Origin of the sequence: Polynucleobacter bastaniensis, from assembly GCF_018882205.1 — a bacterium.
GTDB lineage: Bacteria > Pseudomonadota > Gammaproteobacteria > Burkholderiales > Burkholderiaceae > Polynucleobacter > Polynucleobacter bastaniensis.
Map to the genome: position 1 here is coordinate 382,450 of NZ_JACVOU010000001.1, position 12,783 is coordinate 395,232.

Annotated in this window: 14 protein-coding genes; 4 read left to right on the forward strand and 10 right to left on the reverse strand. The window is 46.0% G+C overall.

Going from position 1 to position 12,783, the window contains the following annotated elements:
* Window positions 1-24 precede the first annotated feature (24 nt).
* On the reverse strand, window positions 25-375 hold the full coding sequence (locus ICN22_RS02120; protein ID WP_216168624.1) for a hypothetical protein: 351 nt from the start codon (window positions 373-375) through the stop codon (window positions 25-27).
* A 111-nt stretch (window positions 376-486) separates the two neighbouring features.
* Between ICN22_RS02120 and ICN22_RS02125 the strand changes: the two genes are divergently transcribed.
* Window positions 487-1,041, forward strand: coding sequence for a hypothetical protein (locus ICN22_RS02125; protein ID WP_216168625.1), 555 nt, complete (start codon window positions 487-489; stop codon window positions 1,039-1,041).
* On the opposite strand, the gene trpC is transcribed toward ICN22_RS02125, so the two are convergent.
* From trpC to rpe, 5 genes are read right to left on the reverse strand one after another with little or no spacing between them, the layout of a single operon-like run.
* Window positions 1,038-1,841 carry an indole-3-glycerol phosphate synthase TrpC gene (gene trpC / locus ICN22_RS02130; protein ID WP_216168626.1) on the reverse strand — a complete coding sequence of 268 codons (804 nt, stop codon included), beginning with the start codon at window positions 1,839-1,841 and terminating at the stop codon, window positions 1,038-1,040. The genes ICN22_RS02125 and trpC overlap by 4 nt on opposite strands.
* Before the next feature lie 11 nt (window positions 1,842-1,852).
* The gene (gene trpD / locus ICN22_RS02135; protein ID WP_216168627.1) at window positions 1,853-2,875 is read right to left on the reverse strand and encodes an anthranilate phosphoribosyltransferase; all 1,023 of its coding nucleotides are present in this window, start codon (window positions 2,873-2,875) and stop codon (window positions 1,853-1,855) included.
* 24 nt (window positions 2,876-2,899) lie between these two features.
* Complete coding sequence (locus ICN22_RS02140; RefSeq protein ID WP_216168628.1) at window positions 2,900-3,466, reverse strand: anthranilate synthase component II; 567 nt, start codon at window positions 3,464-3,466, stop codon at window positions 2,900-2,902.
* Window positions 3,450-4,955: an anthranilate synthase component I gene (gene trpE, locus ICN22_RS02145; protein WP_216168629.1), complete on the reverse strand. Its 1,506-nt coding sequence runs from the start codon at window positions 4,953-4,955 to the stop codon at window positions 3,450-3,452. The genes ICN22_RS02140 and trpE overlap by 17 nt, the downstream gene beginning before the upstream one ends.
* On the reverse strand, window positions 4,955-5,680 hold the full coding sequence (gene rpe, locus ICN22_RS02150; protein WP_216168630.1) for a ribulose-phosphate 3-epimerase: 726 nt from the start codon (window positions 5,678-5,680) through the stop codon (window positions 4,955-4,957). Before rpe ends, trpE begins: the two co-directional genes overlap by 1 nt.
* A gap of 49 nt (window positions 5,681-5,729) precedes the next feature.
* Here rpe and apaG point away from each other — a divergent pair, with 49 nt between their 5' ends.
* From apaG to ICN22_RS02165, 3 genes are all read left to right on the forward strand, one after another.
* Window positions 5,730-6,104 (forward strand): Co2+/Mg2+ efflux facilitator ApaG/CorD, encoded by a 375-nt coding sequence (gene apaG, locus ICN22_RS02155; RefSeq protein ID WP_216168631.1) that lies wholly within the window; start codon window positions 5,730-5,732, stop codon window positions 6,102-6,104.
* Between the two features lie 125 nt (window positions 6,105-6,229).
* Window positions 6,230-7,384 carry a murein transglycosylase A gene (gene mltA, locus ICN22_RS02160; RefSeq protein WP_216168632.1) on the forward strand — a complete coding sequence of 385 codons (1,155 nt, stop codon included), beginning with the start codon at window positions 6,230-6,232 and terminating at the stop codon, window positions 7,382-7,384.
* Between the two features lie 25 nt (window positions 7,385-7,409).
* Entirely contained in the window at window positions 7,410-8,186 is a 777-nt protein-coding gene (locus ICN22_RS02165; RefSeq protein ID WP_216168633.1) for an enoyl-CoA hydratase, read from the forward strand.
* Window positions 8,187-8,208: 22 nt separating this feature from the next.
* Here ICN22_RS02165 and ICN22_RS02170 read toward each other — a convergent pair whose 3' ends face one another.
* From ICN22_RS02170 to bioA, 4 genes are read right to left on the reverse strand one after another with little or no spacing between them, the layout of a single operon-like run.
* The gene (locus ICN22_RS02170; protein ID WP_216168634.1) at window positions 8,209-9,402 is read right to left on the reverse strand and encodes a M20 aminoacylase family protein; all 1,194 of its coding nucleotides are present in this window, start codon (window positions 9,400-9,402) and stop codon (window positions 8,209-8,211) included.
* 19 nt (window positions 9,403-9,421) lie between these two features.
* Complete coding sequence (gene bioD, locus ICN22_RS02175; RefSeq protein WP_255533793.1) at window positions 9,422-10,144, reverse strand: dethiobiotin synthase; 723 nt, start codon at window positions 10,142-10,144, stop codon at window positions 9,422-9,424.
* Window positions 10,144-11,370, reverse strand: coding sequence for an aminotransferase class I/II-fold pyridoxal phosphate-dependent enzyme (locus ICN22_RS02180; RefSeq protein ID WP_216168635.1), 1,227 nt, complete (start codon window positions 11,368-11,370; stop codon window positions 10,144-10,146). The genes bioD and ICN22_RS02180 overlap by 1 nt, the downstream gene beginning before the upstream one ends.
* Window positions 11,367-12,713, reverse strand: coding sequence for an adenosylmethionine--8-amino-7-oxononanoate transaminase (gene bioA, locus ICN22_RS02185; RefSeq protein ID WP_216168636.1), 1,347 nt, complete (start codon window positions 12,711-12,713; stop codon window positions 11,367-11,369). The genes ICN22_RS02180 and bioA overlap by 4 nt, the downstream gene beginning before the upstream one ends.
* Window positions 12,714-12,783: the final 70 nt, after the last annotated feature.

Below are 12,783 nucleotides of genomic sequence, written 5' to 3' on the forward strand. Positions count from 1 at the left end.
TTTTTTACTTTCTTGGGAGATAAATCAACCCGCTTTGACAGCCTTTTCTAGGCACTTAGAAATTTCTTCATAACGCTTGATGGCAAGCTTGGTAGGCACTACCTCTTTTTTGCGCCCATCTTGATTCGCTGCCATCTTGATGTAGCCCATGGCACTCAGATTCTTGAGGCGACCGTGTAGTGTGGCTTGAGAGCCATACCCCGACAGAGAAATTAAATCACCAACCAATAGAGATTGCTTGGCATGAAAGCTCAAAATGATTTTGTCCAAAAGACTTTCTTCAATAGCGTCGAGTTTTTTGCCAGGGTTAATTCGATCAAGAACATCGATCAGGTTTAAAAAGCGAATATAGCAAGAGGATTTAGTGGTGGACATTGTTTGATGCGTTAAGTTAAGTGTAGTTAGCCCTAGGGTTAATACCATTGTAGACCTATTAATCTTGTTTGTAACTTGTATGTATTAATAGAATCAACCATACTCGTAGTAATGAATAAGTTAAGTCACGAATGGATGGTTGGATTTATCGTGAGCGTGCTTGCTTACTCAAGCCTTTTTTACATTAACGCTTGGCTTACAACGCACCTGAGCTATGGTCTTGGCGTCAATTGGATTTATCTTCCGGCCGGCTTACGTCTATTTTTGACGCTCATCTTTGGCCTATCTGGTGCGGTTGGTATTGCCATTGCTTCATTTTTAATTTGTTTTTTTGGGCAATTTCCACTCGAGCTCACCACCTACATTGGTATCGGCTTGATATCTGGCTTTGCTCCCTATTTAGCAAGACTCTTTGTGATGAGCAATATCAGCATCTCATCCGATTTAAGTAACTTGAGCCTACAGAAACTGGCAATTTGTATTTTGATATACGCCACCCTAAGTTCAGGCTTACACCAATGGTGGTTCGCAGTTCGAGGCCTTGATGAGGCAGGAACTCTCAATCACTTTTTGGTGATGTTGATTGGCGACGTACTCGGGGCGGTAATACTGATCGGACCTGTTAAATATGGCCTAGATCTAATGAGGCTTTCTAAATCGAATTAACTAAATAGCTTGCTTAATGCATCGCCTGGATCATCTGCCCTCATAAAAGCCTCACCTACCAAGAATGCATTGATCTGATGATCACGCATCAATTGCACATCCGCACGATTCATGATTCCAGATTCGGTAACCAGAGTTTTCCCAGTGGGAACCATTGACAGTAAGGACAGTGTTGTTTGAAGGGTCACTTCAAAAGTCTTCAGATTGCGATTATTAATTCCAAGTAATGGTGTTTTTAATTCAAGGGCTTGTTCTAATTCAGGAGCGTTATGAACCTCTACGAGAACATCAAGACCGAGTTCGTGAGCACAGGCTTCTAGCTCCTTCATTTGATTAAGCTCTAAGCAGGCCACAATGAGTAAAATAGCATCAGCACCGATTGCCCTTGCTTCATAGACTTGATAAGGATCAATCGTAAAGTCTTTGCGTAAGACGGGAATACTGCAGGCAGCTCTTGCGACTTGAAGATAAGCATTAGCCCCCTGAAAATAATCCCGGTCAGTGAGAACAGAGAGGCAGGCAGCCCCATTTTTTTCATAGGATTGAGCAATTTCAGCTGGCTGAAAATTTTCTCGCAAGATTCCTTTGCTAGGGCTGGCTTTCTTAATCTCAGTAATCACGCCGGCTTTACCTGCTGCAATCTTTCCTTCGATAGATTGAATAAAGCCCCGTGGTTTTAGTTGCGCGTCACGATTATTTTCTTCAGCCTGATCACGTTGATTGGCTAAAGAGATTTTTTTCGAATCGGTAGCGATCTCTATTTTCTTGGTAGCAACAATTTTGTCGAGGATATCGCTCATAAAAATCTTTATTAATATTGGGTTGCAGCTACAAACTGGTCTAGCTTTTGACGGGCAGCACCAGAGGCAATAGCTGCTTGCGCCATCTGAATACCGCTAGCAATACTGGGTGCTACATCGGCTACATAAAGTACCGCACCTGCATTGAGGCAAACAATGTCACTTGCTGGGCCAGATTTTTTATTGAGTACATCTAAAACAATCGCTTTAGATTCCTCGGCATCGGCCACCTTAAAACTGCTAGTAAGCGCTTTACTTAAACCAAAGTCTTTTGGATGAATCTCGTATTCACGAACCTGACCATCCTTTAATTCACCTACTAAGGTTGGGCCCTCGAGAGAAATCTCATCTAAGCCATCACGACCATAAACTACTAATGCATGATCCATTCCCATCGCTTGCAATACACGCGCCTGAATGCCAACTAAGTCTGCATGAAATACACCCATGAGGATGCGCTTGGCATCTGCTGGGTTTGTAAGGGGTCCTAGAATATTAAAAATCGTGCGCACACCTAAATCTTTGCGAATCGGCACCACATTTTTCATTGCAGGGTGATGGTTTGGTGCAAACATAAAGCCCGCACCTACATCAGAAATACACTTTGCAACCTGCTCAGGTGAGAGCGAGAGCTTAACGCCAAAAGATTCCAGAATATCTGCGCTACCTGATTTGCTACTCACGCTACGATTGCCATGCTTAGCAATCTTTGCACCAGCCGCTGCGGCCACAAACATGGCGGCTGTAGAGATATTGAAAGTGTGAGCCCCATCTCCACCCGTACCGACTACATCAACTAAATTTTTTCTATCCTCTACGTGTACTGGCGTTGCGAACTCACGCATAACTTGCGCAGCTGCGGCAATTTCACCTACAGTCTCCTTTTTGGTACGCAGGGCAACGAGTAGGCCAGCAACTAAAGTGGGTGGCATTTCACCGCTCATGATCAGACGCATCATGGCAGTCATCTCATCATGAGAAAGTTCGCGATGTTCAATGCAACGCTGTAGTGCTTGCTGTGGAGTAATGGACATGGAAATCGACCTAGTGCTTGTAATTTATTTGGCTTGCAAGAAGTTCTTTAGCAGTGCATGACCATGCTCAGAAAGAATCGATTCTGGGTGGAATTGCACGCCTTCTACCGCCAGTTCTTTATGGCGTACACCCATAATTTCACCATCAGAAGATGAGGCTGTTACCTCAAGAACTGCTGGCAATGAACTCTTTTCAATTGCAAGTGAGTGATAACGCGTCACTTTGAATGGGTTGGGTAAATCTTTGAAAATACCGACGCCAGTATGGTGAATATCATCGGTCTTGCCATGCATGACCTTCTGGGCGCGAATAATCTTGCCGCCAAACGCCTCACCAATCGCTTGGTGTCCAAGGCAGACGCCTAGGATTGGAATCTCTCCGGCATACCGTTGAATTGTGGCTACAGAAATTCCTGCTTCAGCTGGACTGCAAGGCCCAGGGGAAATGCAAATACGTGCAGGATTGATCTTGGCAATCTCTTCAACAGAGATTTCATCATTGCGGAAGACCTTTACCTCTTCACCAAGTTCTGCAAAATACTGAACGAGGTTGTAGGTAAATGAATCGTAGTTATCAATCATGAGGAGCATCGAGTCCTCCTTGTACTAAATCAGCCGCCATTAAAACTGCTCGAGCTTTCACTTCAGTTTCTTTCCACTCAGCAGTGGGATCAGAGTCTGCTACTACACCAGCACCTGCTTGAGAATGCAATACGCCATTACGAATCACGCCAGTACGAATGGCAATGGCCACATCCATATCTCCTGAGAAGGAGAGGTAGCCTACTGCGCCACCATAAACGCCGCGCTTTACAATTTCCATCTCATCAATAATTTCCATCGCCCGAATTTTTGGGGCGCCCGATAAGGTGCCGGCAGGAAAGGTTGCGCGCAGAACGTCCATATTGCTCATATTGTCTAATAGCTCGCCTTCAACAGAGCTCACAATATGCTGTACGTGAGAATATTTTTCAATCGACATCGAATCAGTTACTTTGACAGTACCTGTCTTTGCAATACGACCCACATCGTTACGCGCCAAGTCAATCAACATGACATGTTCAGCAATCTCTTTTGGGTCGGCCAGTAATTCTGTAGCAAGGCGTTCATCTTCTTCGGGTGTCGCACCACGAGGACGTGTGCCAGCTAGCGGACGAATCGTCACAATCTTCTGACTTTCACGTTGCTCTTGGCGCACTAAGATCTCTGGAGATGAGCCGACTACCTGTAGATCACCAAAGTCATAGAAGTACATATAAGGCGATGGATTTAAAGAGCGCAATGCACGGTATAAGGCGAGCGGTGAATCTGTAAAGGGTTTGCTAATACGCTGGCCAATCACAACCTGCATGCAATCGCCAGCCAAAATATATTCTTTAGTTTTAAGAACAGCATTTTCAAAATCGGCTGCCTTGAACTTACGGATCAATTCTGTTTTAGTGCTTGGTAAAGAGGCCGGCATGCTCACAGGTTTACTTAAGCAAGCAAGTAACTCTTTTAATCGAGCTTGGCCCTTTTCAAAGCTATCTTTCACGCTCGGGTCTGCATAGACAATTAAATAAATACGACCTGCAACGTTATCAACCACTGCTAACTCTTCGGTGAGCATCAATTGAATATCGGGTACACCCAATTCATCTGGCAGATGGTGTTTTGCTAAACGCGATTCAATGTAACGAACCGTGTCATAGCCAAAGTAGCCAGCAAGCCCACCACAGAAGCGTGGGAGACCGGCTTGTACTGCTACTTTGAAGCGCTTGAAATAAGCGTCTACAAAATCTAATGGGTTGTCATGATTACTTTCAAGCACCTTGTCATTGAAGAGTACTTCAGTGAGTGGGGCATCAGGTGTACCTACTGTTCTTAAAACAGTTTTTGCAGGTAGGCCAATAAAAGAGAAGCGTCCAAAGCGTTCACCACCTAAGACGGATTCAAGTAGATAGGTATTCTTTTGTCCAAAGGCTTGAGTGAGCTTGACGTATAGAGAGAGTGGCGTCTCTAAGTCTGCTAAAACTTCTTTCACTAATGGAATACGATTGAAACCCTGTTTTGCGAGGGCAAGAAATTCTTCGTGCTGCATTACGCTTTTCCTGACGTCGCTAGTTCTGCGCGCATCGCCTTAATCACATCGGCATAATTTTCTTTGCCAAAGATTGCAGAACCAGCAACAAAAGTATCTGCACCAGCTTTGGCTACTTCTGCAATGTTGTCAACCTTAATTCCGCCATCCACTTCAAGACGAATGTGGCGACCAGTTTCTTGTTGATAACGATCTAGGCGCGCACGTACTTGAGCAATCTTATCTAGGGTGCTCGGAATAAATGACTGACCACCAAACCCGGGATTTACGGACATCAATAGAACCAGATCAAGTAAATCAAGTGTGTGATCTAAGTGATGAAGTGGTGTTGCTGGGTTTAAAACCAACCCAGCCTGACAACCTTGATCGCGAATCAAATTAATTGTACGGTTCACATGAGGACTTGCCTCTGGATGAAAACTAATCAGGTTTGCACCTGCTTTTGCAAAATCGGGAATCAGGCGATCTACTGGTTCCACCATGAGGTGCACATCAATCATCGCTGGCTTACCATCTTTTGTAGCATGTGGGCGAATTGCCTCGCAAACCAAGGGGCCAATAGTCAGGTTGGGGACGTAGTGGTTGTCCATCACATCAAAGTGAATCCAGTCTGCACCCGCCATGAGAACATCCTGAACTTCCTTGCCTAGGCAGGCAAAGTCGGCCGACAAAATGGAGGGGGCAATGACAAACTGGCTATTTGAGGGTGATTTCTGGCTATCCATCCCTAGATTCTAGCTTGCAGTTGGGCTTAGGATGGAGCAGAATTCGAGCATGAATCCTCATGAAATCAGCATTACAGTCAAAACCCAGTACTTGGCCGACCAGTCTGACCCCGATAATCGTCAGTTTGCCTTTGCCTACACGGTCACTATTAAAAACACCGGCACAGCCAGCATCCAGTTAATTGCACGCCATTGGTTTATTACCGATGGGGAAAATGATGTCCAAGAGGTGCGTGGTCTGGGGGTGGTAGGTCAACAACCCCTTTTGCGGGCAGGGGAGCAGTTCGAGTACACCAGCTGGGCCACTTTACCGACGCCGGCTGGAACCATGCGTGGGGAGTATTTCTGTGTCACTGAAGAAGCTCAGTTTTTCCAGGCCCCAATTCCTGAATTTGCCTTAGTAATGCCCAGAACCTTGCACTAGATTCCCAAACCCCCTATTTTTTGCCCTTACCAGTCCACAGGACAATAAAAAGCAGGAGGACTAAGGCAAGGCCACCCTCCAAGGCAAATAAGATCATGGGGTATTCATCGAGTACATTGGCAATCATGATTTCTATATCCAAATTAATAAGTCGCAAAAATATTTCACAAGTCTTTGTCTGCAGTGTATTCGCTGTCAGTATCGCCAGCTTATTAGTCGCTTGCTCTACGCCTCCTACCCGAGGATCTGCTTATCGAGCTAGTGGTGCTGCCCCAACTATCTATAGCTCCTCGATCGCTAGCTTCCGATCCGTCTCATGGCAAGACTTACCTGGTTGGCAGGAAGATGATTTAACCCAGGCTTGGCCAGCCTGGCTCAAGAGCTGTGATGCCCTGCGTAAACGCAATAGTGAAATAAATTGGCGCCAGGCTTGCACCCAGGCCGCAACGATTCCAGGCCGTGATGAGCGTGCAATTCGCCAATATTTTGAGGTGAATTTTCAGGCATACGAAGTACGCAATAGCGCTACAGGCAGCGAATCTGGGCTAATCACAGGTTATTACGAGCCTGTCATGAATGGCTCCCAGACCCGCACAGCTGCTTACCCTGTTCCCTTGTACGGCCTGCCAAATGCCTGGAAAGGCTCAAAGCCAAGTCCTGCGCCAGCACGTGCAGAACTCATGAGTTCTGGAGTACTCCGGGGTTCAGAAATAGCCTGGGTGCGAGACCCTGTTGCTGCTGCTTTTATGCAAATTCAAGGCTCTGGAAAAATTCGCATAGAGGATGGGCGCGTATTGCGACTTGGTTATGCCGGCACCAATGATCAACCGTTCAAGTCTTTTGCCCAGTGGTTGCTTGATCGCAAGGAGATCACGCGCGGTGAGGCAACGATGCAGGGTATTTCTGCATGGGCCAAGCGCAACCCAGGCCGAGTAGACGAGATGCTCAATGCCAATCCTCGATTTGTGTTTTTTAAAGAGTTGCCGGGTAATGTTAGTGCTGATCTTGGCCCCAATGGTGCTTTAGGAGTGCCTTTAACAGCTGAACGTAGTATTGCCATTGATCTCAAGGCGATGCCCTTAGGTGCACCTGTCTTCTTAAGCACTACTAAACCCTTGAGCAGTCAAACCTTACAAAAGTTAGTGATGGCACAAGATACAGGCAAGGCCATTGTGGGCGGGGTACGAGCAGATTACTATTGGGGATCAGGAGATTCTGCAGGTGAGTTAGCGGGACGCATGAAGCAAGATGGCAAGATGTGGCTATTGTTGCCACGCTGAACAAATTATTTTTTGAAAGAGATCGATGACCTACAACACCATATTGACTGAAGTAGATGGCAAAGTTGCCGTCATTACTCTCAATCGTCCTCAGGTATTAAATGCTCTCAATGATGAGTTAATGAATGAGTTAGGTAAGGCGTTGTTAGGCTTTGATACTGACGACAAGATTGGTTGCATCATCATCACCGGTAGTGAAAAAGCGTTTGCCGCTGGTGCAGATATTGCAACGATGGCGAAATATGGATTTGCCGATGTTTATCGTAGCGGCTTTATTTCTCGTAACTGGGAAGAGATCAAAAAAGTACGTAAGCCAGTGATTGCAGCAGTGTCTGGATATGCTCTTGGTGGTGGTTGTGAGTTGGCGATGATGTGCGACACCATCATGGCCGCTGATAATGCAAAGTTTGCTCAACCAGAGGTGAAGTTGGGAATCATCCCTGGCGCTGGTGGTACACAACGTTTACCGCGCGCAGTCTCAAAAGCAAAAGCTATGGATTTAGCGCTGACCGGCCGGATGATGGATGCGGCTGAAGCCGAGCGCTCTGGTCTTGTCGCCCGTATTTTCCCGCAAGCAGATTTACTAAAAGAAGTGAAAGCGATTGCTAAGACTATTGCGGATATGCCACTGTTAACTGCGATGATGGTGAAAGAGGCAATCAATGCCGCATACGAAACTACGCTATCAGAAGGTATGCACCTTGAGCGTCGTTTGTTCCACTCTTGCTTTGCAACTCATGATCAAAAAGAGGGTATGGCAGCTTTTATGGAAAAGCGTCCAGCGAAATTTACGAACTCGTAAAAATTTCAGCACTCAGAGTTAATTATTTTTCTAAGTAGCGTTGAGCTAGCTTGACCCAGTAGCTAACGCCTACGGGGATCAGTGCGTCATTAAAGTCATACGAAGGATTATGAAGATGACATGGGCCCATGCCATGACCTACCGAGCGGTGATCGCCATCACCGTTACCTAGAAATACGTAGCAACCTGGTTTCTCTAGCAGCATGAATGCAAAGTCTTCTGCGCCCATGGTTGGATCGATAGAGGTATTGACGTTTTGCGCTCCAACCAGCTCACTCATGACCTCGCTTGCAAAATGCACTTCCTTGTCATGATTAATGAGCGGAGGATAGTTACGCGCAAATCTAACTTCTGCTTGACAGTCAAATGCGCTAGCTACATTGTGTGAGATCTCTCTCAAACGTTGTTCAATTAAATCTAGGACTTCGATAGTAAATGTGCGAACGGTTCCACCAATAAACGCGCTATCCGGTATCACGTTGCTCGTCTCGCCCGCATGGAACTGCGTTACCGATAACACAGCCGCATCTACTGGGCGCTTATTGCGTGTAATGATGCTTTGGAATGCTTGCACAACTTGAGTGCCAGCAAGTAAGGGGTCAGCGCTATTGTGTGGCAAGGCGGCATGTCCACCCTTACCTCGAATGGTGATTTCAAAAGTATTGCTAGAAGCCATCATCGGCCCAGACGTCACGCCAAAATGACCTTCAGCAAGCCCTGGCCAGTTATGCAGACCAAAGACAGCATCGCAAGGAAATTGTTTAAAGAGTCCATCCTTAATCATTTCTTGTGCGCCGGCACCACCCTCTTCCGCGGGCTGAAAAATAAAAATGACTGAACCGGTAAAGTCTCGATGATTGGATAAGTATTGAGCGGCACCCAAGAGCATGGCAGTGTGACCATCATGGCCACAGGCATGCATCTTGCCGGGATTCTTTGAAGTATGTTCAAAGTTGTTATGTTCTTGTAATGGCAGTGCATCCATGTCGGCTCGTAATCCAACCATCTTGCCTGGACCCAGTTCCCCATCCAGTCTTCCAACCACTCCAGTTTTTCCAAGGCCGCGATAAACTGTGATTCCCCAGCTCGAAAGTGCTTCGGCTACCAGATCAGACGTACGATTTTCTTCAAAACGCAATTCTGGATGCGCATGAATATTGCGGCGAATCTCTTGAATAGCTGATGCGGAGTCTATGATTTCTGGAAGTAATCGCATAACTTCATCTTATCTGAATTTACTCAGGCAGTTTTATATGTTCTGCAGCAAACTCTAAGGCCTCAATGGAATAGGGGGCATTCTCTAATTTCTGCATCTGCTGAGGAAGAGTCGGAATAGAGCCTAAAAAAGGTGCAAAAATTCGATCCTTCAAGGTCTGAATATTTTCAGCCAATAGGGGCATTTCCTCTGAAAGTGTATTGGCAACCCAGCCCGCAATCGTTAACTGACGTGACACAATTGCCTCGCAAGTGAGTAGGGCATGATTAATGCAACCCAAGCGCATGCCCACAACGAGAATGACGGGTAAATCCATCGCCTGCGCTACATCCCCCAAATCTTCCTGCTCATTTAATGGGACTAAAAACCCACCTGCGCCTTCCACTACTGCTGAATCAAATACTGAGGTCAATGTATTGAATTCATCTAATATTCTGGTGGCATCTAAATGCACCTTATTTTTCTGAGCAACGAGATGAGGTGCTGCTGCTACATCTAGAATAAATGGACAGAGACTTTGCTCGCGAGAATGTAATCCTGAAGCAATGCGCAATGTCTCTAGGTCTTCATTGAGTTTTTGACCGCTAGTGTCAACATAAGTTCCTGCAACCACGGGTTTGAAGCCCACCGTGTGAATACCAGCTTCCCTCAGTTTAAGAATGAGTGCGCCGCTGACCAAAGTTTTGCCAACTTCAGTATCAGTGCCCGTAACAAAAAAACCGTTGGATGTACTCAGTGTCATCAATTGCTTTTTACTTCTTGCTCAATCATCTGCAATGTCTTGATCAGTTCGCGTACATCATCAACGCTATGGTTTGCAGAAAAAGTGATGCGCAGGCGCGAGCTACCAACGGGAACGGTGGGCGGCCGAATTGCTGGTATCCAATAACCCGCCTCATCTAAGAGCTTGGCGGCTGCCAATGCGCTGGCATTGCTTCCTAAGATCACGGGCTGTATTGGGGTGGATGAAGGTGTTTTTTCCCAATTTTGGAAAGTCATTTCATCACGCCAAATCTGAATCAGTTGATTTAATTGTTTGCGACGCGCAATACCTTCCTTGCCTTCGATGAGCTCCAAACTGGTAAGTAGAGTGTGTGCAATCGCTGGCGGCGTAGCAGTACTGTAAATGTAGGGACGCCCTTTTTGGATAAGCCATTCAATAAAGGGTGCGGCGGCACAAATAAATGCACCACTAACACCAGCTGCTTTGCCAAGCGTACCAATGTAAATAATTCTTTCGGAATGCACGCCCGATTGCTCCAGAATGCCATGGCCCCGCTCGCCAAGCACGCCAAAGCCATGCGCATCATCTACCAGGAGTAGCGCATCATATTGTTCGGCAAGATGCAGTAGATTTTTTACGGGCGCGATATCCCCATCCATACTGAAAACACCATCGACCACAATCAATTTGAGTGAGTGCGTATCTTGCTGTAATGCTTCTTCTAGAAAGTCGAGATTTTGGTGATCAAATAAAGTCACTTTGGCTTTAGTTTGTGAGCTTGCTAGACGTACACCATCAATTAAAGAAGCATGATTGAGTTTGGCCGAATAAATACTGACTTCACCTGGATTGGCAAGTCTACTGAGGCCGGTAATAGCGTTGATGTTTGCAAGATAGCCGGTACTAACAAACAATGCTCTTGCATTGGGAATATGCTTACTCTCACAAGCCGCTAATTTTTTTTCAAGCAAATCGTGCGCAACGCTATGGCCACTGATTAAGTGTGATGCACCGCTACCAACCCCATATCGTTTTGCGCCTTCCGCAAGCGCAATAACTAATTCAGGGTGATTAGCTAGGCCTAAGTAGTCGTTACTACAAAACGCTTTGAGTTCTCGTTGATCAACCTGGGCCCTGGTATCGCAAGGTGATGCGCTGGTGCGCAACTTACGTCTAAGCAACTGCGCATCTAGATCGGCGATCTGGTGCTCTGCCATATCTCGAGCTTTAAAGTTTGTACTCATGCCAGCACTTGATTGAGAGCGCGCTGTACAGAGGCACCCATTTGTATCGTTTCTTCTGAAGAGAGAATATACGGTGGCATAACGTAAATCGTATTAGCAATGGGTCTAATAAGAATACCTTCCTCCATCCCTGCTGAAAACATCTCTCGTGAAAAAGTATTTTTACGCTGGAGTGATTCAGGTTTAACATCAAATGCTAGGATCATGCCCTGCTGACGCCAATGTTCGATGCGAGGGTCTAATTTTACCCAAGCAAATGCACTAGCGAGATCTTTGCTGCGTCCAATATTTTTTTCAAGAACAGATTCAGTTTCGAAGATTTCTAAGCAGGCTAGGGCGGCAGCGCATGCTAATGGGTTACCTGTGTAGGAATGCGAGTGTAAGAAACCTTGCTGTAGTTGATCGCCATAAAAAGTACGATAAATTTTGTCAGTCGTCATGGAGAGTGACAAGGGAAGATATCCCCCGCTGATTCCTTTAGAGAGTGTCAGAAAGTCTGGCCAAATTCCTGCATGCTCACAAGCAAAAAACTTTCCTGATCGACCGCAGCCTATCGCGATCTCATCGGCGATGAGGTGGATGTTGTAGTGATCACAGAGTGATCTTACAAGGTGCAAATATTCAGGCGAGTACATTGCCATTTGCCCAGCACATTGCACGAGTGGTTCAATAATGATCGCGGCAATATTGTGATGCTCTGTCTTTAGCAACTCTTCTAATTTTTCTGCTGCCTGTACGGCAACATCGCCAGCACTTTCACCAGGCTGTGCTTTGCGTGCATCAGGTGAGGGCACGGTAAAAACATCTTGCAATAGTGATCCATATGCTTCTCGAAAGATCGCAACATCAGTGACTGCTAATGCACCTAAAGTTTCACCGTGGTAACCATTTTCTAGACAGACAAATTTTTTCTTTTGAGCTTGATTGTTTAGTCGCCAGTAGTGATGACTCATCTTTAAAGCAATCTCTACCGCAGACGCACCATCGGATGCAAAAAACACGTGACCCAAATTGCCTTGAGTCAAAGCGGCTAGTCTCTCGGATAGCTCCACAACAGGAGGGTGGGTAAATCCGGCGAGCATGACATGCTCAATTTTTTCAAGCTGACTTGTAATGGCTTGGTTGATGCGCGGATTGGAATGGCCAAACAGGTTAGTCCACCAGGAGCTAATGCAATCTAGGAGGGCATTGCCTTGATCATCAAAGAGCCAAGCACCCTTACCTTTAGTAATGGCAATTAATGGCAATGACTCGTGATGCTTCATCTGAGTGCAGGGATGCCAAACGGCATCTAGGCTGCGATCAACCAGAGAGGTTTGATTTGGATCAGAAATAAGCTTCATGTTTGGTATTTGACCACTAGTTTTTCCTAATTAAGGCCTGCATCTGTTATGTTTATGCCTTGAATTGATC

Excerpts from the sequence above, each read along its gene's own strand:
- trpD (WP_216168627.1), bottom strand. The coding sequence starts at position 2,875 with ATGTCCATTACTCCACAGCAAGCACTACAGCGTTGCATTGAACATCGC.
- bioD (WP_255533793.1), bottom strand. The coding sequence starts at position 10,144 with ATGACACTGAGTACATCCAACGGTTTTTTTGTTACGGGCACTGATACT.
- ICN22_RS02165 (WP_216168633.1), top strand. The coding sequence starts at position 7,410 with ATGACCTACAACACCATATTGACTGAAGTAGATGGCAAAGTTGCCGTC.
- apaG (WP_216168631.1), top strand. The coding sequence starts at position 5,730 with ATGAATCCTCATGAAATCAGCATTACAGTCAAAACCCAGTACTTGGCC.
- mltA (WP_216168632.1), top strand. The coding sequence starts at position 6,230 with ATGATTTCTATATCCAAATTAATAAGTCGCAAAAATATTTCACAAGTC.
- ICN22_RS02180 (WP_216168635.1), bottom strand. The coding sequence starts at position 11,370 with ATGAGTACAAACTTTAAAGCTCGAGATATGGCAGAGCACCAGATCGCC.
- ICN22_RS02120 (WP_216168624.1), bottom strand. The coding sequence starts at position 375 with ATGTCCACCACTAAATCCTCTTGCTATATTCGCTTTTTAAACCTGATC.
- ICN22_RS02125 (WP_216168625.1), top strand. The coding sequence starts at position 487 with ATGAATAAGTTAAGTCACGAATGGATGGTTGGATTTATCGTGAGCGTG.
- ICN22_RS02140 (WP_216168628.1), bottom strand. The coding sequence starts at position 3,466 with ATGCTCCTCATGATTGATAACTACGATTCATTTACCTACAACCTCGTT.
- ICN22_RS02170 (WP_216168634.1), bottom strand. The coding sequence starts at position 9,402 with ATGCGATTACTTCCAGAAATCATAGACTCCGCATCAGCTATTCAAGAG.
- bioA (WP_216168636.1), bottom strand. The coding sequence starts at position 12,713 with ATGAAGCTTATTTCTGATCCAAATCAAACCTCTCTGGTTGATCGCAGC.
- trpC (WP_216168626.1), bottom strand. The coding sequence starts at position 1,841 with ATGAGCGATATCCTCGACAAAATTGTTGCTACCAAGAAAATAGAGATC.
- rpe (WP_216168630.1), bottom strand. The coding sequence starts at position 5,680 with ATGGATAGCCAGAAATCACCCTCAAATAGCCAGTTTGTCATTGCCCCC.
- trpE (WP_216168629.1), bottom strand. The coding sequence starts at position 4,955 with ATGCAGCACGAAGAATTTCTTGCCCTCGCAAAACAGGGTTTCAATCGT.